Here is a 19,653-nt window from a genome sequence, read left to right on the forward strand (position 1 = left end):
GACTGTTCAGAGCAGGGAACTTCGGAGCAGGGATCGGGTATCTTGGAACAGAAAGGGTTTGAGCAACTTTAAGTTTATTAACCAAGAGAACATAAATTTAACATAATTTATGTTCAGTTATTTATTTGATACTTACTCTATCTAAAAATAGAGATTTTATGGTACAGCCAAAACCAGAAGTGACATAATAACTGCCACTGCTCCTAGAACTACTAGTCCCATCTGCCGGAGCAAGAAGACTTCAGCTCCAGACCACCCAACAGCAGTGGCAGCAATAATAGCACGAGCAGGTGAAATCATCGTGGCGTGGGCGCTAGCTCCATTCTGAGCTCCCATCAGCCACTGTAGTGGTAAGCCAGACTGAATGCTTACCTCTTGTTGTAATTGGGAAAGTAGGGCATTACTCGCAGTATTTGAACCAGTAATCCAGCCTCCTAGAGCAGCTAACCAAGGTGCAACCCATATATACTTGTCACCAAGTGTTGCTGCGGCCATGCCTAGACTAGCTATCATGCCACTGGCTTGCATAACTTGAGAAGCTGCTAGAAAACAGGCGAGTGCTATGGCTCCAGGGATAAATTGTTGCCAAGCTTGTATTGTTATCACTCGCAGTTTGTGTACGACTGTTCCCAAAATTGTGACTGTAGCCAAAGCTGTCAAAAGTAAATAAAAGCCTGGGTTGTAAAGCAGGGGTAGATTTAGATTGATGGCAGCTATTGATATCACAAAATGACTCTTCAGCCAAATTTTTAGAGGAACAACTAAGCGAGAAATCAGCAGAATTGCTGTCAGAATCCCGTAGGGAGCTATTACCTGCCCGAGGGATACTTTAGTAATACCATGCTCAGCCGAATCATGAGCCGTTTTTTCGGAACTATTACGGGCACTGTTGACTAGATTTACTGTTCTTTTTCGTTTTGCCTTATGAAATAGTTTATGAAATAGTTTTCGGTTTGCCCACACCACTAAGAATGACATCACCACTGTGCTCCCAAGTACACCGGCCAGTTCAACCCCAGGAATCCAACTGAACCCCCAAACTCCTATGGTAAGAACCACTCCGGCAGCGATCGCTTCTGGCCATCGGCGTTGCACGGATTTCTTTCCGCCACTCACTGCTAGTGCCACCAGTCCGTAAACTACGGGCAGAGGAGCAGTCAAAAGAGCAGTAGTCGAACCTAGAATACTAGGATCTAGATTAGTTATTTCTGCTCCAAGAAGTGTACCTATGGCTAGCCCTCCCCAAGGTACAGCCATTTGACCCAAAATACCCAGTATAGCTGACTGAGCAGAACTATAACCTAATGCGAGAAACAGTGGAATAACTAAAATGGTACCAACTCCAAATCCACTAACTGACTCGGCAAAAGGAGCGAACCCAATCACTAGCAGCAACACCTGCAAGTCTCGCTCAGGAACTAAACGAGCAATACCCCGTCCTAAAAGGCTCATACCATCTACAGACTTGAGCAGATAGTAAAGTAGCAAACTGGGAAATAGGACATAGAATACTGATAGTGATGTCGCAAGTCCCTTCACCAAAGCAAGTAGTAATTGCCCAGGAAACAAACGAAAAACAGGAAATAGTAGTGTTGATCCGATAGCAGCTATCAAAGTAGCAATTCCTGCCTGTTGGCTTGGTCGCTGCAATACCACTAGCATTACTATGGCTACCCACAAGGGCATAGTAGCAATTATGATTTCCAAGACATTTGTCTCCTGTATTAACAAAAGTTAATCGTAAGCATTCAGCTATCAGCCGTCAGCCGTCAGCTATCATGCTAATCAACGGGAGGTAGTAAAAAAGCTGGGGGGTGCTGGTACGGCTGGTTGAAAATCCCTGCTCGTACTGATCCGACCCTGTGGAGTTAAAGCGCCTGCTAGCACCTCAAGTAGCGTGCGCGCAGCGCATTAGCTGATAGCTGACGGCTGAATGCTTACAGTTAATCTACTTTTGCTAGCTGACGACTATTTAAATTAGTATTGTGAGATAAGTTGATAGCTTGATCTTGACACAACAGCTTTTCGGTGAACTCCATTTCTCTAAACTGCTGTAATTGCTTTAGTTTGATTTCCAACTCATCTATCCTTTGGATAAGTTTATCAACCACATTAGCTACTGGATCAGGGATGTTACTGTGAGCAAGTGGACTAATCGGCTGGGCGAATTGCCTAACTATTCGTCCCGGAATCCCAACAACAGTGCAGTCATTAGGAACAGACCGTAAAACTACTGAGCCTGCTCCAATACGGCTATTGTTACCAATTTCAATGTCCCCAAGAATTTTTGCTCCCGCTCCGACGATTACATTTTTTCCCACAGTCGGATGACGTTTACCTAGTTGTTTGCCAGTGCCACCTAAAGTAACGCCTTGATAAATTAAGGTTCCATCTCCAACGATGGCGGTTTGCCCAATTACTACACCTGTACCGTGATCAATAAATATGCCCCGACCAAGGGTAGCACCTGGATGAATGTCAATTCCTGTTAGCCAACGGACAATGTAGGATACGAAGCGAGACAGCCAAAATAAACGGTGGCGATATAAGATATGAGCAAAGCGATGAACCGTCACTGCCTGTAAGCCTGGATAGCAAGTTAACACCTCAAGCCAAGAGGAAGCAGCAGGATCTTTCTCAAACACAGCCTCAAAATCTGCTCGAATAGAATCCCACAAGCCTAAAGTAGATGAAGCTGTGGTTTGGCCATGTTTCTTCAAAGCTTCAAGAGAATGCTTCATTTCTGATTTTTGTTTCATTTTGAGTCAAGCTAATATAGCAGTTAGCAGTGAGCTATCAGGCATCGGCTTTTTTGCTTTTCCTTGTCCTGTGTGTCGTTCAGGGTTTTAAGGTGTACCTGATTAAATTGCCAACTGCTATAATAAACTATCGAGCCAATTTGTTATTATTGGGTATTTTGAAGTAGTAGAGTGATTTGATTGATGGACTCTACTTACTTCTATTTCACTCAATTATTCACTCAATTTACAGCTGCCATCTGCTTAGTCATGGCTAATTTGTAGTTATTCGTCCAAAATGTATCCCAATTATGTTTGGCTTTCTGATAGCCAGCTGTTAAATGATCTACGGTAGATGGATCCGCATCAACTATCTCATTAATGGCATCTCTGACCTTTTGACGATGGATAATATCAGCTTCGCCAACATGAAAGTTCCAAAAATCCCAATCAATGGTGTGTTTGTTTTCTTTGATATATGGGTTTTTGACAAGATATTTGTACATAGTAGAGAGATAAACTTGACAAAGACACTCTCCACCCATGCCACATAATCCAATAACATAGGTGGTAGGCTTGCTTAAAGTTAGTTGCTTGATCTCATCAAGCAAAATTTTATTTTCTTCGCTAAGAGAGTCATCAAATAAATCTTGATTTATACCAATGCTTAACAGATAGTTATCCCATAGTTGGAGATGATTATTCTCATGATCTCCTTCACCTAACTCTTCTGCTAGTATCTCAGCGGTTAAGCTTTTAAATTTTCCATAAGGAGCTTTTGAAATTAGAATCGCCAAATTATCAGGAAACTCTTTCGTAAAATGACGGTACTGGATACATATCTGCTGTAAAGCTGACAGTGGGGCATGTTGTAAATATTGCAGTTTCTTATCAGCTAGATATTCAGCTTCCAGTCGAGAATGATCTGCTATCGTCCAAAATTCATCACGAGTTGTCATTTTTTTGATCCTTTGTGTGTTTTATCTTAGCTCTATAACTACCATCATTCGCTAATCTGAAAATTTCCTGAGTTTTATCTTAAATTAACTGGTTAATCAGCTGTGAAGCATCTAATTTTATGAGATGAGTTATAATTATCAAATTTATATAAAATAGCTTAAAAAATGCTACATATAGTTATTTTTTTATAGGTATAAATACGCGCTATTTTATTTACAAATAATGGTGATCTGATAATTGCTAAAAGCTGTGTAACTTGGCTTTTATATTGCCTATTCCCTATGGCCTATTCCCTATTTGCTATTCCCTATTCCCTATTGCGTATTTCCTATTGCCGATTCCCGATTCCCGATTCCCGATTCCCGATTCCCAGCCCGTAGCGCTCTAATAGGTAAGTGGCAGTAAAAGTCAAAAAAAAACCGGCTTCTCCTAGGAAACCGGGTTTTTAAAAGGTTTAGTTTATTGATGATTGAATTAGCCTTGATGGGCAGGTTCTTTCGCCAAGAACTTTTCTAGTTCAGTCAAGGCATCAGCATCAACTTTAGTTTGCATGGGGCAGAACTTTGGTCCACACATGGAACAAAACTCTGCTGTCTTATAGATATCTGCTGGTAGGGTTTCATCATGGTATTCCCGAGCTCGTTCGGGGTCAAGGGAAAGTTCAAACTGGCGGTTCCAGTCGAAGTTGTAGCGAGCAATGGAGAGTTGATCATCCCGGTCCCGTGCTCCTTGACGATGCCTGGCAATATCCGCCGCATGAGCAGCAATCTTGTAGGCAATTAATCCATTGCGGACATCTTCAGCATCGGGCAGTCCCAAATGTTCTTTCGGGGTTACATAGCACAGCATGGCGGTACCGTACCAGCCAGCTAAAGCTGCCCCAATGGCAGAGGTGATATGGTCATATCCAGGAGCAATGTCTGTCACTAGTGGTCCTAGGACATAGAAAGGTGCTTCTGAACACTCTTCCATCTGCTTTTTGACATTGAACTCAATTTGATCCATTGGCACATGACCAGGTCCTTCTACCATTACCTGTACATCATGTTCCCAAGCACGACGAGTCAACTGCCCCAATGTTTTCAATTCTGCTAACTGGGCTTGATCAGATGCATCATGGGTGCAGCCAGGACGCAGGGAATCCCCTAAGCTGAAGGAGACATCGTATTTCTTGAAAATCTCGATAATGTCGTCAAAGTGGGTATAGAGGGGATTTTGCTTGTGGTGATGGAGCATCCACTTGGCTAGGATACCACCACCACGAGAAACAATGCCGGTTAGCCGGTTTCTGACCAAAGGCAGATGTTCAATCAAAATGCCAGCGTGGATGGTTTGATAGTCAACTCCTTGCTGAGCGTGCTTCTCAATTATGTGGAGAAAGTCATCGGCAGTAAGGTTTTCCACCTTGCCGTGGACACTTTCTAAGGTTTGGTAAACGGGTACCGTGCCAATGGGTACAGGTGAGGCATTAATGATGGCGGAACGAATCTCATCCAAGTTGCCACCGCCTGTAGACAAGTCCATAACGGTATCGGCCCCGTACTTCACGGCCAAGTTAACCTTCTCTAGCTCTTCATCAAGATTAGAAGAGTTGGGGGAGGCACCGATATTGGCATTCACCTTACATTTGGAGGCGATACCAATACACATTGGCTCTAGGTTAGTGTGGTTGATATTGGCGGGGATAATCATTCTCCCCCGTGCCACTTCATCTTTGATCAGCTCAACGGGAAGGTTTTCCCGCTGGGCTACGTAGTGCATCTCTTCTGTCAGGAGACCCTGGCGAGCATAGTACATTTGAGTCACATTGCTCTGACCACGGCGCTTGGCAACCCATTCAATACGCATATTTAATTTCCTCGATCACAGCTTCCCTCCGCCGGTATTAACCGGACTCAGGTTCTAAGGGTGTAATCTCAGCCTGGTTTCTCAGGCACCCCTAGCTTGGTTTGATTATAGTATTACAAAAAAATCCTTCGGATTTAGGATCGCGCTCCTTGCCATAGATTCACACGTGGGGAATCTATGGAATTCGAGATTATTTAGATTAGCTTATGGAATTTTGAACAGGAATAGTTATATCATTATTTTTTTTTAAGATTTAATCTCAAAATAATACAGGACAGTGCTTAGTTACACTGTCCTGTTACGGTGTCCTGTTACCGATGATTAATGGCTAGAGGCTATTTTATTCACCATTGTATTCACCTAGGTGATTGCCCACATCGCAGTGTTTTAAAGAGCGATCGCAGCCATCTTGACATCGTTAGTGCTTAGAATCTCTTGGAGTTCCTCAGCATCTACGGTTTCTTTATCAATCAGCATTTCAGCAAGCTTATCGAGGATGTGCTTATTGCCAAGAATTACATTCTTAGCCCGTTCGTAGGCTTCATCAACTAGCTTGCGAACCTCTTCATCAATGGTTGATGCTGTGGCATCTGAGAAATCCCGGTCTGAGGCAATATCCCGACCTAGGAACATACTGCCATTCTGCCGTCCTAGGGCAACTGGGCCAAGGCGATCGCTCATACCATAGCGCATCACCATCTGCCGTGCCACCCGAGTCACCTGTTGCAAGTCATTGGAAGCACCTGTGGTCACTTCTTCTTCACCGAAGATAATTTCTTCAGCAATCCGACCACCTAAGGCCACTGCCATCTGATTTTGCAGGTAAGAACGGGAAAACATGCCTGAATCCATCCGGTCTTCGCTAGGGGTGAACCAAGTCAAACCACCAGCACGACCCCGAGGAATAATGCTAATTTTCTGCACTGGGTCATAATCGGGCATTAAAGCACCAACAAGGGCGTGACCTGCTTCGTGGAACGCTACCAGGGTTTTGCGTTTCTCGCTCATCACCCGGTCTTTCTTCTCTGGCCCTGCAAGCACCCGGTCAATGGCATCATTCACCTCATCCATCGAGATTTCGGTTAAGTTGCGACGGGCTGCCAAAATTGCTGCTTCATTGAGCAAGTTGGATAAATCTGCTCCGGTGAAACCAGGGGTCCGACGGGCAATCTTTTCGAGATCCACATCTTTGGCAAGGGTTTTACCACGAGCATGAACGTTGAGAATTTCCAAACGTCCGGCATAATCAGGACGGTCTACTACTACTTGTCGATCAAAACGACCAGGGCGTAGTAGGGCAGCATCAAGAACATCTGGGCGGTTGGTAGCAGCAATAATAATAATACCGGTATTGCCTTCAAACCCATCCATTTCAGTCAGCAACTGGTTTAGGGTTTGCTCCCGTTCATCATTACCACCGCCTAAACCGGCACCCCGCTGACGCCCCACAGCATCGATTTCATCAATGAATACAATACACGGAGCATTGTTCTTGGCTTGCTCAAATAGGTCCCGCACCCGAGAAGCACCAACCCCTACGAACATCTCGACGAACTCAGAACCAGAGATGGAGAAAAAGGGAACACCTGCTTCCCCAGCTACTGCACGAGCTAAGAGAGTTTTACCGGTTCCTGGAGGTCCGACGAGTAGGACTCCCTTGGGAATTTTAGCCCCAATAGCAGTGAAGCGGTCAGCATTTTTGAGGAAGTCTACTACTTCGTTAAGCTCTAGCTTAGCTTGCTCAATGCCCGCCACATCCCCAAAGGTTACCTGAGTTTGGGGTTCCATTTGAACTCTAGCTTTGGACTTGCCAAAGTTCATGGCTTGAGAACCTGGGCCATTCTGGGCACGCCGCAGTAATAGAAACAATCCCACCAAGAGCAGAATCGGGAAGAAGAAGCTGCTTAAGGTCTTGAACCAGAAGCCTTCATCATTCTGGGGTAGAACTGAAATATCTACACCGTTATTATTCAAAAGGTTGATTAGTTGTGGGTCATTGGGGAGATTGACCTCTACCTGACGACCATCTTGAGCGATCGCGATCGCTTTACTGCGGTCAGCGCTAATTCTAACCGTTTCCACCTTGCCGCTCTCGACTTGGCTAATCAGCTGGTCGTACCGCCACGTATCTCGACTTGGGGACGGTTTGTCCAAAAATGCTGTACCAAGGGCGATCACCACTATGGCTAGGAGTGCATACAGCCCTGCGTTTCTCCACTTTTTATTCACTCGTTGTTACCTCCATAGATTCGAGGATGTGGCAAATATAGAATTTAGCTTCTTATATTAATTTATGTTAACCTTTCTGAGGAAAACTGGGTGGACTTTATCCTAAAACAGCCTTTCTGGAAGCGTTTTATCCCTTTTGATACCTAAGAATAGTGTTTGGATGGCTGGTGTGGGTTGACCTAAACCAATGCTTAATATTATAATTGATGACTTTGGATACCAAAAAGCCAACAGGAGGTACATGATGGCGGTTTTGCGACTTGAAGATGGTACAACTTATACCGAGCTAAGTGATATTGCCGGAGAATTAGCACCTCTGAAGGTTCAGCTAAATCACTGGTCTGTAGGGGACAACCCAGAAATTCATACCCTTCTAGAGCAAGACACCCTTAGTGATATTGAAAAGGAAACAGTACTGGAAGCTTTAGATAGCTACTTTGAACAACTTAAGGAAACCGCTGGCTATCAATCCCGTGACTTAATCGTACTGTACCCAGACATACCTAATCTTGATGCCCTCCTTTCCAAATTTAAGGATTGTCACTACCATACTGATGATGAAGTGCGCTACATAGTTGCAGGAGTTGGGGTTTTTGGGTTTGTACGTCCTGATGGCAGCCAAATGGAGTTGACTGTGCAGCCCGAGGAGTACATTAATGTGCCAGCGAATACTGAACATTGGTTTTATCTGACCCCATCACGACGAGTTAAAGCTGTGCGCTACTTTATCACTACTGAAGGCTGGGTTCCGGAATACACGGGTACGGAAATTCGGATGAAGCCGGTAGTAGCTGTTTGATAATATCCCAGTTCATAACTCAGAAAATATGTCCATTGAAGTTGACTACCGCTTTCCTCACGGTGTTGATGTGGAAAAACAAGCGAAAGTGATTGCTGTTGGGCAAACCGCAGGCACCTGGAATGCTCGTTTTGCCCATCTCGAAAATGTGTTTCGCTCCCATCTTGGTACTGTTGTTCAAGGTGTCATTAACCCTGATGGTTCTGGTTTGGCTACCATCCGTTTTCCCGAAGCTAATGTGGAAAACGATATCCCTACTCTACTAACCATGATTTTTGGCAAATACTCCATGGCAGGACCAGCTAAAGTCATGGCAGTGCGCTTGCCAGAACACTACGGTAGGCATCCCAAATTCGGAATTACCGGAATTCGCGAAAGACTAGGAGTAGTTGACCGTCCCCTGATTATGGCAATTTTTAAGCCAGCCTTGGGACTCTCAGCGCAAGACCATGGAGCGATTTTACAAGAGGTTGCTGGAGCTGGACTTGACATTATTAAAGATGATGAGATTCTGGGGGATTTGGAGATAGCACCAACCCTGAAACGTCTAGAAGTCTGCCGTAAGGTACTCGATCAAATAAAACAGCAAACTGGGCGCACCGTACTCTATGCCGTTAATGTAACTGGTTCGGCTGACAAATTGCTTGAGAAAGCTCATACGTTGGTAAAGGAAGGGGCAAATGCCCTGCTGCTGAATGTCTTGACCTACGGTTTCTCTGTCCTAGAAGCCCTAGCTGCTGATCCAGAGATTAATGTGCCGATTTTTGCCCATCCCGCCTTAGCAGGAGCCCTGTGTGGAGCCCCAAACCACGGGATGGCTTACTCAGTGGTTTTGGGAACCCTGATGGCTCATGGTGGGGCAGATGCGGTGCTATATCCTGCCCATTATGGTAGTTTACCCTTTGACCCAGAGGAGGAAAAGCGAATTCGAGATAGTTTGCGATCGCGTAATGTATTTCCTGTTCCCTCCGCTGGCATTCATGCTGGGATTGTCCCTAAGGTTGTAGCAGATTACGGACAACAGGTCATTCTTAATGCTGGCACTGGCATTATGGATCATCCCAATGGTCCTGCTGCTGGCGTTAAAGCATTTTTTGAAGCCCTACATTCCGTGGGATGATTTTTTTGATATACAACAACAGCTATCCCAGCGGTGGAAGAATGGTTAATCTTAGCTCCTCAATCGGAAATGACCAGCAATTACGTTCAGCTATTGATCCAAGACCAACCTTAATTACTGCTGCCAGTCACTTCTATCAATTAGGTTGGATGGTGGGGACAGCGGGTAACCTCTCGGCTAAACAGCCCGATGGCAGCTTCTGGATTACTGCTAGTGGATGCCATAAAGGGCAGCTAGGCAGCAAAGACTTTATTCGCATAGCCGCTGATGGCAGGGTGGTAGAAAAACCATCACCTGAATCTCGTCCTTCAGCTGAAACAAGCATTCATCAAAGTATCTACTCTTTATTCCCAGATGCTAAAGCTTGTTATCATGTTCACACCATTGAGGCGAATTTAGTTTCTGGCTTCACTAAAGAAGATACCCTGCCTTTGCCACCGCTAGAAATGCTTAAGGGATTTGGAGTACGGGAGGAGAACCCCCAAATCACGGTACCAGTATTCGTCAACCATCTAGATGTGTCTCGCATTAGTAGTGAGATATGCGATCGCTTTCAGGCTGCACCGCCATCAGTCAATGTCCTATTGATTCGGAACCACGGTATAACGGTTTGGGCGTTTTCAACTGAACGTGCCCAGATCTACTTGGAGTTAGCCGATTATATTTTTAGATACATGGTAGCTGCTCGACAAATTGAGCTTAGCACCACTTCCATCAAGAATTAACCAAAACAATTGCCGAATTGCTCAATCGGAACAAATCAGCAATTCGGCAATTATTCAACCAGACTTGATGTTAGTCCGTATACTGCCCATCACCAAAATCACTAGGGTAACTATGGTTAGAGGTACGACAAATGTCATCATGATAGTACTAAACTGTGATAAAGCTTGGTGTTGTGTGGCGTTGAGGAATAAATACAAGGTATAGGCACCGTAATAGCTTAAAAAGAGAAATCCCTCCCACCGGGAAATTTGATAGCCAGTAAAGAAAATTGGCAGACAAGCCACCGCTACTGCAATCATTACTGGAATGTCGAAGTTTAGGGCGGGAGTTGACACCTGTACACCATCAGGCACAATCAAGCTACACATCCCCAGCACCAACAGGATATTAAAAATATTGCTGCCAATAGCGTTACCTACAGCAAGATCTCGCTCACCACGGATACTGGCAATAATGGAGGTGGCAATTTCTGGAAGAGAGGTGCCAACAGCGATAATTGTTAAGCCAATAATCAACTCGCTCCAGCCAAACATCTTGGCTAGAGCAATAGCCCCATTAATCAGCCAGCGGGAACCTAGTACTAACATTCCTAAGCCGAAAACAATCAGCCCTAACTGAGTAACTATCTTTTTAAGGCTAGTACGAGACTGGCGAGATTGGGTTTGAGGAGTATCCTGGTCTGGGATTTCCTGATTTTCCTTGCGACTCTGAATAATGGTGAATAAAGTATATGCGATCGCGCCAGCCAACAGGATGCTGCCATCAACTCTACCCAGTTGGCCATCCAAGCTCATAAACAAGAGTAGGAATGATATGCCAATCATCAAAGGTACATCTAATCGTACCAACTGCCGGGATACAACCAAGGGTAGCATAGTTGCAGATATGCCTAAGATTAGCAAAATATTGGCAATGTTGCTGCCAACTATGTTACCAAGGGCAATATCCGCTTGTCCGTCATAACTCGACTGCAATGCTACGGCTAATTCTGGGGCACTGGTGCAGTAAGCGACTATAGTCAGCCCGATCACTAAGGGGGAGACACCTGCTACCAACGCCAACTGTGATGCGCCCTTGACCAAGATTTCGGCCCCAAAAACCAAAAGTACAAAGCCAGCAATAAATAAAATGAGAGTGATTATGTTCATTGGCTGTGTGTGAGTAAGTCATTGAGGACGAGTTTACTTCATCAAGCATTAAATTTGCTATAACCTCGACTTAGCCCTGATAATTACCTAGGGTTTATTTAAACCGCAAACACCTCAACGATAACACATATCAAGGGTATTTTTTTCTGTGTTTACCTAGGTTTAGTTTTAGTTATTAACCTAATAATTTATTGGCTAACTGTTTCATATTATTTTTATCAACAAACTCTCTAAAAACAGTTGCTTTAAAGACAGATAGATAAAAGGCGGGATGGTACTGTAGTAGCGGTTCGAGAGTCTACTTGGCTCTTGAATTGGCCTATACAAACATTTCAACTCTACTAGGTGGGCTGCTCAGGATTACCAAAACCTTTGGCTTTCTCCTGAAGCTTGCTCATACTTTTCTCAGTGCCTTCACCTTGCCAAGTCAGAAATGCCCCAAACACACCCTTCTGATTCTTCGACTCCATTGAATCACTGACCAAATAGCTTCCTGTTGGAAACAACAGGGTGCGATGTTTCGTGAGATTATCCTGAACTGCTAGGCGAATGGCGGCTGTGTCATCAGTAATACCATCACCTTTGACACCGTAATCCCGCACATTCACCATGTTCGCATCCAAAGGATAGAGGGGATTCGCTGCTACTGAAGAACTGACCAAGCTGGAAAAGCTAGCAGGTAAGCCGATCACCAATAGTAGGCTGCACAGGTTTAGGGAGAAGAGCATGAGCGTGGCTAGGTGGGGAGGAATTCCTACTAGATTTTTAAGTCTTTGGGATTGGTATTTACGCGGTAGATGTATAAAAAACAACGCTTTGTGGAGCAGTACTGCCAAACCTTTACTGATCATCCAGCGGTACCGGTTCTTAGTTAATCGTGTTTTTAGCATTTTTACCTTACCACTTTCTGTCAAATAAATCACAATTTTTCATCTTTAATTAATTAATTTTTGTTAAATTTAATTCAAGCCAATCTGGCAACAGATCTAAGTACAACTTGGGTTTAATTGAAAATACTGAATGATATCAAGTCCGGTTAATTAGTTTCCCAATAATCCCTGAATTTTTGGTAATGCGTAATGGGGGATGGTTTATCATCAACTAGCAATTACGAATTACTAACTACCAACTAACAATTACTAATTACAAATTACCAATTCACCGCTCAGGAATTATGATAATTAGTCAACCGAATTTGATAGGATACATCGATAGGTTTATTCCTCATAAAATTAATAAAAAAATGATGGATTATAAGTCAAACCTGTTAGTTATTTTGTTGTTAGTGATTTTGGTCTCAACAGTCATATGAAAGTAGCAATTCTTGCCGGGGGTCTCGGTACTCGTCTAGCCGAAGAAACCGACACAAAACCAAAGCCAATGGTAGCAATCGGAGGGCGACCAATCCTCTGGCATATCATGATGCATTATTACCATTATGGCTTCCAAGATTTTGTGATTGCCCTCGGCTATAAGGCAGAAGTCATTAAAAAATACATGGTGGACTATAGTTCACTTAATAGTAACTTAACGGTCAACCTTAACAATGGCAAAGTCATCCAGCACGGTGGTGGAGCACCGGATTGGACAGTTGATTTAATCGATACTGGTATTTACACCAATACAGGCGGTCGGATTAAACGGCTCGCTCCCTATGTAAACAATCAGACATTTATGCTCACTTGGGGAGATGGGGTTTCTGATGTCAATTTAAATGCGCTCCTGGAATTCCATCGTTCCCATGGCAAATTAGCTACCTTAACTGCAGTACGTCCACCTGCACGTTTTGGTTACTTAGAACTAGATGGAAACCAGATTACGGAATTCTCTGAAAAGCCTCAAACCCGAGAAGGCTGGATCAACGGTGCTTTCTTTGTTTTAGAGCCCGGAGTTTTTGATTATATCGACGGTGATGACACCCAGTGGGAAAAAGCACCACTGGAGCGACTCGCTAGAGATGGGCAACTGATCGCTTATCACCACACTTCATTCTGGCAATGCATGGACACCTTACGTGACAAGCGCAGGTTAGAAAGTCTGTGGAACAGTGGCAATGCACCTTGGAAAATTTGGGAGGAAAATAATGCGAGTATTAGTAACTGGTCACAAGGGCTACATCGGCACAGTCATGGTGCCAATGCTACTAGCTCAAGGGTATGATGTATTTGGTCTTGATAGCGACTTATTTGAACAGAGTACCTTTGGTGAAGGAATTCGAAAAATTCCAGAGCTAAAAAAGGATATCCGTGACGTTACGGCAACAGAACTGGAAGGATTTGATGCTCTAATCCACTTAGCAGGGCTTTCCAACGATCCTCTGGGGAATCTCAATCCTGACTTAACCTATGAGATCAATCATGCTGCTTCAGTTCATTTGGCTAAGTTAGCCAAAGCCGCAGGCATCGAGCGCTTCGTATTCTCATCGTCTTGTAGTAACTATGGCGCTGGTGGTGATGATTGGTTGACTGAGGAATCATCCTTCAACCCCGTCACTCCTTACGGCATTTCTAAAGTTCGTGTCGAGCAAGATGTTACTCAGTTAGCGGACAATAACTTTAGTCCTATCTTTCTGCGGAATGCCACGGCTTACGGTGTTTCCCGCCGTCTGCGCTTTGATCTAGTACTCAATAACTTGGTGGCTTGGGCATTTACCACGGGTCAAGTGTATATCAAGAGCGATGGCACCCCTTGGCGTCCCATTGTCCATATTGAAGATATTTCCCAAGCGTTTATTGCGGTGTTGGAGGCACCTCGTGAGGTGGTACACAATCAAGCCTTTAATGTGGGACGTAATGAGGACAACTATCGGATTCGAGAGTTAGCCGAAATTGTCAAAGAAACAGTTCCAGGCTGCGAAATTGAATACGCTAAAGATGCTGGACCCGATAAGCGCTGTTATCGCGTTGATTGTAGTAAGATTATTCGGACATTACCCGAATTCAAACCCCAATGGAATGCCCCTCGGGGAGCTCAAGAACTCTACCAGGCTTATCAAACCGTAGGCTTAACCTTGGAAGAGTTTGAGGGACCGAGGTATCAGCGTATCGCTCACATCAAACAATTACTTAGCACTGGAAGATTAGATCAAACCCTGCGTTGGCGTACGGAGCTACCTAGATCTCCTCAAATACAAGCCATGAGTGTTTAGGAGTTGTTGGGTCATTGGTAATCGGTAATCGGTAATCCTACTCTAATTGCCAATTACCAATTACCAAAAGGCCAGAAACACTGGTTGCAGGCACTCTGGAGAATTAGTTAAATTTAACAAACAGTTAACTTGCCTATGGTTCTGGATATTTTTTTTGTTGATGGTTAACAGTTAATTGCCAACCGTTTACAGTCAACAATTAACAGTGATATTATTAAACTAATAATGTATAATTCCATGCCTATTTGTCGTGCTAACAGCACTGATGACTTAGAGTTAATTATTTCCTTCGGTTACACCCCATTAGCTGATGGATTACTTACTAAAGACCAGCTAGATAAACCTGAATATACTGCGCCATTGGATCTGGCGTTTTCTCCTAGCAGTGGTTTAGTCCAAATCACCGAAAGTGTCCCGCCCGAAATCCTATTTTGTCGAGACTACCCCTATTTTTCTTCTGTATCAAAATCGTTACTAAAACACTTTGGAGATAGTGCCCAAGCCATCATTGAATCAAGACAACTCAACAGCAACAGTCTAGTAATTGAAGCAGCTAGTAATGATGGCTATATGCTCAAGAACTTTCTTGAAAAAGGAATTACAGTGCTGGGAATTGACCCAGCCTCTGGACCTGCAGAAGCTGCCCAAAAAGCAGGTATTCCTACTCTTAGTACATTCTTTACGAAAGATTTGGCAATAGAGCTACACTCTGAAGGACGGAAAGCTGATGTTTTTCTTGCTAACAATGTCTTGGCTCATGTGCCAGATCTGAATGGCTTTGTAGCAGGAATTGGGGTTCTGCTGAAAGAGACTGGTGTAGCTGTGATTGAAGTACCCTATGTGGTTGACTTGGTCGATCACTGTGAATTTGACACTATCTACCATCAGCACTTATGTTATTTTTCAGTAACTGCTTTGGATCGGTTGTTTAGGAAACATGGTTTATTCCTAAATGATATCCAACGTACTCCAATCCATGGGGGTTCGTTACGCCTATTTGTGGAGCCTAAGGAACAGGTTAAGGAATCCGTAAAATCTCTATTAGTAGAAGAAGTAGCGCGGGGAGTTGACCGCATTGATTACTATCGTGATTTTGCTAATCGTGTTCAGGAAATTAAGCTTTCTTTACTGGATATCCTCTGGGATTTGAAGAAACAGGGTAAAAAGGTAGTAGCCTATGGAGCAGCAGCTAAAGCAACTACTCTGCTCAGTTATTTTGGGATTAATAAAACCCTGGTGGATTATGTAGTGGATTTAAATCCGTTCAAACATGGTCGCTACATGGGCATTAATCATTTACCTATTTTTCCACCATCAAAACTGTTAGAGGATAAACCAGATTATGTCTTGCTGCTAGCTTGGAATTTTGCTGATGAGATTTTGCAGCAACAGGAAGAGTATCGACAACAAGGAGGTAAATTTATTATTCCGATTCCACAACCAAAGATTCTTTAGAGTTTATGGTTGACGGTCAAGGAAGAGAGTAGGGAGTAGCGATCCATCACTATTCCATAAAATCCCACACTTGTATACGTCAACTACTTTATACATGCTATAATTTAAGTCAGCTTGATCATGATTTGTAGTGCGGGAGGGTACGGATAATTGCCAATTTTACCTTAGCGAACTTCCGCACTTTATGATCTGAATCATGCTCTGCTCTGTCTCGCAACAGCAGCAGAGTTTGGGGGTGGAATTTGTAAATGATATATTTGAAAATATTTAGTATAAAGTCAATACGTTGCTAATTATAGGTTTTGATAACATTGTTGTTGGCGATCGTAAGCTTGAATTATGGGATTGACCCTAGGTCAAGCTACCCGAACGCCAAATAGTAAAGACAAAATTTTTTTTTATTGAGCTTACAGAATCGACTAGTATAGGCAGTCCTAATAACAGCACATTTAAATTATAAACAAGTCACTCAAAATGATACAACAAGCATTGCCCAAAAATTTTGCTCACACACAACCGATTTCATTATCAGAACATATTTGTCCCAACTGTGGAAACCAAGGATTATCCCTATTTTATGAAGTACATAACGTACCAGTTCACAGTTGCTTAATGATGTCAACCCAAGACGCAGCCCTAAACTTCCCTTGCGGTGATGTGGTTTTGGGGTTTTGTCAAGACTGCGGCTTCATTACTAATGTTTCCTTTGATTCCAGGTGGTCAGCTTACGCTCCCAATTATGAAGACCAACAGAGTTTTTCCCCAACCTTCAATCAGTTTGCCCTTGATCTAGCCAATCATCTGATCGACAAATACGACCTTCATAACAAAGACATTATAGAGATTGGTTGTAGCAAAGGAGATTTTCTCTTGCTGCTGTGCGAATTAGGTAACAATCGCGGTGTTGGTATTGACCCGTCGGCTGTAGTAGGACGAGTCCAGAGTGAAGCCGCTGACCGGGTCACCTTTATTCAAGACTATTACTCAGAATGCTATGCTGAGTATGTAGGTGATTTTATCTGTTGTCGCCATACCCTAGAGCATATTTATCCTACTGCTGAGTTTATTAATACCGTGCGCCGCTCCATTGGCGATCGCCTCAATACCGTTGTGGTGTTTGAGATACCAGATACCATACGAGTACTCAAAGACTTAGCTTTTGAAGACATTTACTACGAACACTGCTCCTATTTCACCCCTGGATCCCTAGCGCGATTATTCCGCAACTGTGGTTTTGAAGTGACTGACCTGTATCGAGCTTATGGTGAACAATATCTGTTAATTGAAACCCGACCTGTCAGCATCCCATCTGACAAAGTACATCCTCTGGAAGAGAGTCTTGAGGAAGTGACCCAGCATGTCAAAAACTTCACCAACGAGATTAGCAAGAAGCTGGAGAATTGGAGGCAGCACTTAGAGCAGATGCATGCTGAAGGCAAGCGTGTTGTAGTGTGGGGTTCGGGTTCCAAATGTGTGGCTTTTCTAACCACTCTTGATACCACAGACAAAATTGAATACGTGGTAGACATTAATCCCCATCGTCATGGCAAATTTATCCCTGGTGTTGGTAAAAAAATTATGGCACCAGAGTTTTTAAAGGAATACAAACCTGATCAGGTGATTGTCATGAATTCCATATATTGTGATGAAATTCAGCAAATGTTGGATAAAATGGGAGTAAGTACAGAGGTTATATCTCTATAAATATCAGTCATTAGTCATGAGTTATCAGTTATGAGTCATAAGTCAAAAACAAGAGACTTATGACTTATAAATTGTTTACTGGAGTTGTTTAGGTGTACTTGGGAACTATGTTTTTTCTGCACACACTTGGAAAAAATTTTTCCATCAGAAAGCACCCAGCAAAGTTGAGCAATAACAGAAGGCTTGGATGCTTGCGGGAAAAAAAGTCTTTGTCATTTTTTATTTTTTTGTCGTCCTTTCAGGTCAAAATGGCAAATATCATAATAGGTTTTCTGGTAAAAAAAAGTATGGTAAGTGAGTAGGCTTACCCAAACTTTTGAGGATTAATTAATTGTTTATAGCGGTTTTTACTCCAATGAGGTAGACCATAAGTCTCAATTAACAAGCTTTTCAGCTGCAAGGTGTACCTCACCATATAAAAAACACTATATTATCCATTATTATACCTTTCTCAGGGATACGGTTAACTTTTAAAGTTAAAATTTTAACATTGAACTGTTAAACATTCAACATTCAACATTCAACATTCAAAGTTAACCTTAATAGTTTAAGTAATAAAAATAACTATGTACGACTTGGCGATTATTGGAGGAGGAATCATTGGCTTATCCACAGCCATGGCATTGGGTCAACGTTATCCAGATGCCAAAATTCTGGTACTGGAAAAACAGAGCAGTTGGGCTGCTCACCAAACTGGCAATAACAGTGGTGTAATTCATTCTGGAATCTACTACAAACCAGGGAGTTTCAAGGCTAGGTTTTGTTATGAAGGAAACCGCTCGATGGTGGCATTCTGCCAAAAGCATGGCATTGATTATGACATCTGTGGCAAAGTGATTGTAGCAACTGAACCAGAAGAACTACCATTACTGGATACTCTTTACCAAAGGGGTTTGGAAAATGGTATAGAGATTGCCAAGATTACTGGTGAAGAGGTTAAGGAAATTGAACCCCATGTCCGTTGTTTAGCTGGAATTCGAGTTTATTCGACTGGGATTGTAAACTACAAGCAGGTCTGTGAAAAATACGTTGAACTGGTGAGTGTCCAGGGAGGGGATTTACGTCTCAATAGTAAGGTTGAAAAAATCCTGGAAACTGGGGATGGTTTAGTACTGGAAACCAACAATGGTAACTATCCCACTCGCTTTGTGATCAACTGTGCTGGACTACATAGCGATCGCATTGCTAAGTTGGGTGATGCTGAGCCTCCAGCTAAAATCGTTCCTTTCCGGGGTGAGTACTATGAACTCAAGCCAGAGAAACGCTACCTAGTCAAGCACCTAATTTATCCAGTTCCTAATCCGAATTTTCCTTTCCTAGGGGTTCATTTCACCCACATGATTGATGGCAGTGTCCATGCTGGACCCAATGCTGTACTTAGTTTCAAGCGGGAAGGCTATCGAAAGACTGATTTTGACTTGCGAGATTTTGTGGAGGTCATGAGCTATCCCGGTTTCTGGAAACTAGCTGTCAAACATGGAGACGCAGGAATTCAGGAAATCATCCGCTCCTTCAGTAAAGCTGCCTTTGTTAAGAGTTTGCAACGGCTGATTCCTGAAATCCAAGCAGATGACTTAGTTCCCACCCATGCTGGGGTCAGAGCTCAAGCCTTGAAAAATGATGGCAAGCTGGTGGATGATTTTTTAATTGTCAATAGTCCTAAAGCAATGCATGTTTGTAACGCTCCCTCTCCTGGTGCGACGGCTTCTTTGGAGATTGGTAATGCGATCGCTAGTGAAATCCCGACACTGAAAACTCTCGAAAGGATGATCTGACCC

16 protein-coding genes and 1 riboswitch are annotated in these 19,653 nt (G+C 43.3%); of the genes, 8 read left to right on the plus strand and 8 right to left on the minus strand.

What is annotated here, in order from left to right:
* Window positions 1-156 precede the first annotated feature (156 nt).
* From F6K64_RS25980 to ftsH3, 5 genes are all read right to left on the minus strand, one after another.
* Window positions 157-1,707 (minus strand): L-lactate permease, encoded by a 1,551-nt coding sequence (locus F6K64_RS25980; protein ID WP_287266766.1) that lies wholly within the window; start codon window positions 1,705-1,707, stop codon window positions 157-159.
* Between the two features lie 236 nt (window positions 1,708-1,943).
* The gene (gene cysE / locus F6K64_RS25985; RefSeq protein WP_008182271.1) at window positions 1,944-2,759 is read right to left on the minus strand and encodes a serine O-acetyltransferase; all 816 of its coding nucleotides are present in this window, start codon (window positions 2,757-2,759) and stop codon (window positions 1,944-1,946) included.
* 221 nt (window positions 2,760-2,980) lie between these two features.
* Entirely contained in the window at window positions 2,981-3,697 is a 717-nt protein-coding gene (locus F6K64_RS25990) for an iron-containing redox enzyme family protein (protein ID WP_287266768.1), read from the minus strand.
* Window positions 3,698-4,172: 475 nt separating this feature from the next.
* Window positions 4,173-5,546 carry a phosphomethylpyrimidine synthase ThiC gene (thiC, locus tag F6K64_RS25995; protein WP_287266769.1) on the minus strand — a complete coding sequence of 458 codons (1,374 nt, stop codon included), beginning with the start codon at window positions 5,544-5,546 and terminating at the stop codon, window positions 4,173-4,175.
* Between the two features lie 6 nt (window positions 5,547-5,552).
* Window positions 5,553-5,649, minus strand: a riboswitch (TPP riboswitch).
* A gap of 284 nt (window positions 5,650-5,933) precedes the next feature.
* Window positions 5,934-7,775 (minus strand): ATP-dependent zinc metalloprotease FtsH3, encoded by a 1,842-nt coding sequence (ftsH3, locus tag F6K64_RS26000; protein ID WP_071102234.1) that lies wholly within the window; start codon window positions 7,773-7,775, stop codon window positions 5,934-5,936.
* Between the two features lie 244 nt (window positions 7,776-8,019).
* Here ftsH3 and F6K64_RS26005 point away from each other — a divergent pair, with 244 nt between their 5' ends.
* From F6K64_RS26005 to mtnB, 3 genes are read left to right on the plus strand one after another with little or no spacing between them, the layout of a single operon-like run.
* Entirely contained in the window at window positions 8,020-8,574 is a 555-nt protein-coding gene (locus tag F6K64_RS26005) for a 1,2-dihydroxy-3-keto-5-methylthiopentene dioxygenase (protein WP_287266805.1), read from the plus strand.
* A gap of 28 nt (window positions 8,575-8,602) precedes the next feature.
* Window positions 8,603-9,694 (plus strand): RuBisCO large subunit C-terminal-like domain-containing protein, encoded by a 1,092-nt coding sequence (locus tag F6K64_RS26010; RefSeq protein WP_287266770.1) that lies wholly within the window; start codon window positions 8,603-8,605, stop codon window positions 9,692-9,694.
* A 41-nt stretch (window positions 9,695-9,735) separates the two neighbouring features.
* A complete protein-coding gene (mtnB, locus tag F6K64_RS26015; RefSeq protein WP_287266771.1) occupies window positions 9,736-10,419 on the plus strand; it encodes a methylthioribulose 1-phosphate dehydratase in 684 nt (227 codons plus the stop codon).
* A gap of 54 nt (window positions 10,420-10,473) precedes the next feature.
* On the opposite strand, the gene F6K64_RS26020 is transcribed toward mtnB, so the two are convergent.
* The 3 genes from F6K64_RS26020 to F6K64_RS26025 all read right to left on the minus strand — a co-directional run bounded on the left by F6K64_RS26020 (window position 10,474) and on the right by F6K64_RS26025 (window position 12,458).
* Window positions 10,474-11,568, minus strand: a complete 1,095-nt coding sequence (locus F6K64_RS26020) for a calcium/sodium antiporter (protein ID WP_287266772.1) — start codon at window positions 11,566-11,568, stop codon at window positions 10,474-10,476.
* 204 nt (window positions 11,569-11,772) lie between these two features.
* Complete coding sequence (locus F6K64_RS39115) at window positions 11,773-11,904, minus strand: WecB/TagA/CpsF family glycosyltransferase (protein WP_502707928.1); 132 nt, start codon at window positions 11,902-11,904, stop codon at window positions 11,773-11,775.
* Between the two features lie 5 nt (window positions 11,905-11,909).
* On the minus strand, window positions 11,910-12,458 hold the full coding sequence (locus tag F6K64_RS26025; protein ID WP_044492615.1) for a glycosyl hydrolase family 28-related protein: 549 nt from the start codon (window positions 12,456-12,458) through the stop codon (window positions 11,910-11,912).
* Window positions 12,459-12,876: 418 nt separating this feature from the next.
* Here F6K64_RS26025 and rfbF point away from each other — a divergent pair, with 418 nt between their 5' ends.
* From rfbF to lhgD, 5 genes are all read left to right on the plus strand, one after another.
* Window positions 12,877-13,728, plus strand: coding sequence for a glucose-1-phosphate cytidylyltransferase (gene rfbF, locus F6K64_RS26030; protein WP_008182252.1), 852 nt, complete (start codon window positions 12,877-12,879; stop codon window positions 13,726-13,728).
* Window positions 13,652-14,716 carry an NAD-dependent epimerase/dehydratase family protein gene (locus F6K64_RS26035; protein WP_287266775.1) on the plus strand — a complete coding sequence of 355 codons (1,065 nt, stop codon included), beginning with the start codon at window positions 13,652-13,654 and terminating at the stop codon, window positions 14,714-14,716. The genes rfbF and F6K64_RS26035 overlap by 77 nt, the downstream gene beginning before the upstream one ends.
* Before the next feature lie 225 nt (window positions 14,717-14,941).
* Window positions 14,942-16,171 (plus strand): class I SAM-dependent methyltransferase, encoded by a 1,230-nt coding sequence (locus F6K64_RS26040; RefSeq protein WP_287266777.1) that lies wholly within the window; start codon window positions 14,942-14,944, stop codon window positions 16,169-16,171.
* A gap of 474 nt (window positions 16,172-16,645) precedes the next feature.
* On the plus strand, window positions 16,646-17,875 hold the full coding sequence (locus F6K64_RS26045) for a class I SAM-dependent methyltransferase (RefSeq protein WP_287266779.1): 1,230 nt from the start codon (window positions 16,646-16,648) through the stop codon (window positions 17,873-17,875).
* A gap of 566 nt (window positions 17,876-18,441) precedes the next feature.
* A complete protein-coding gene (gene lhgD, locus F6K64_RS26050) occupies window positions 18,442-19,650 on the plus strand; it encodes an L-2-hydroxyglutarate dehydrogenase (RefSeq protein WP_287266781.1) in 1,209 nt (402 codons plus the stop codon).
* The last annotated feature ends 3 nt before the right edge of the window (window positions 19,651-19,653 follow it).

The organism is Moorena sp. SIO3A2, assembly GCF_010672265.1.
In the GTDB taxonomy this organism is placed as follows: Bacteria; Cyanobacteriota; Cyanobacteriia; order Cyanobacteriales; family Coleofasciculaceae; genus Moorena; species Moorena producens.

What these genes read in the sequence shown, in the direction of transcription:
- F6K64_RS25990 (WP_287266768.1), bottom strand. Translation starts at nt 3,697, where the DNA reads ATGACAACTCGTGATGAATTTTGGACGATAGCAGATCATTCTCGACTG.
- F6K64_RS26035 (WP_287266775.1), top strand. Translation starts at nt 13,652, where the DNA reads ATGCGAGTATTAGTAACTGGTCACAAGGGCTACATCGGCACAGTCATG.
- cysE (WP_008182271.1), bottom strand. Translation starts at nt 2,759, where the DNA reads ATGAAACAAAAATCAGAAATGAAGCATTCTCTTGAAGCTTTGAAGAAA.
- thiC (WP_287266769.1), bottom strand. Translation starts at nt 5,546, where the DNA reads ATGCGTATTGAATGGGTTGCCAAGCGCCGTGGTCAGAGCAATGTGACT.
- F6K64_RS26005 (WP_287266805.1), top strand. Translation starts at nt 8,020, where the DNA reads ATGGCGGTTTTGCGACTTGAAGATGGTACAACTTATACCGAGCTAAGT.
- rfbF (WP_008182252.1), top strand. Translation starts at nt 12,877, where the DNA reads ATGAAAGTAGCAATTCTTGCCGGGGGTCTCGGTACTCGTCTAGCCGAA.
- F6K64_RS26040 (WP_287266777.1), top strand. Translation starts at nt 14,942, where the DNA reads ATGTATAATTCCATGCCTATTTGTCGTGCTAACAGCACTGATGACTTA.
- F6K64_RS26045 (WP_287266779.1), top strand. Translation starts at nt 16,646, where the DNA reads ATGATACAACAAGCATTGCCCAAAAATTTTGCTCACACACAACCGATT.
- F6K64_RS26025 (WP_044492615.1), bottom strand. Translation starts at nt 12,458, where the DNA reads ATGCTAAAAACACGATTAACTAAGAACCGGTACCGCTGGATGATCAGT.
- mtnB (WP_287266771.1), top strand. Translation starts at nt 9,736, where the DNA reads ATGGTTAATCTTAGCTCCTCAATCGGAAATGACCAGCAATTACGTTCA.
- F6K64_RS26020 (WP_287266772.1), bottom strand. Translation starts at nt 11,568, where the DNA reads ATGAACATAATCACTCTCATTTTATTTATTGCTGGCTTTGTACTTTTG.
- lhgD (WP_287266781.1), top strand. Translation starts at nt 18,442, where the DNA reads ATGTACGACTTGGCGATTATTGGAGGAGGAATCATTGGCTTATCCACA.
- F6K64_RS26010 (WP_287266770.1), top strand. Translation starts at nt 8,603, where the DNA reads ATGTCCATTGAAGTTGACTACCGCTTTCCTCACGGTGTTGATGTGGAA.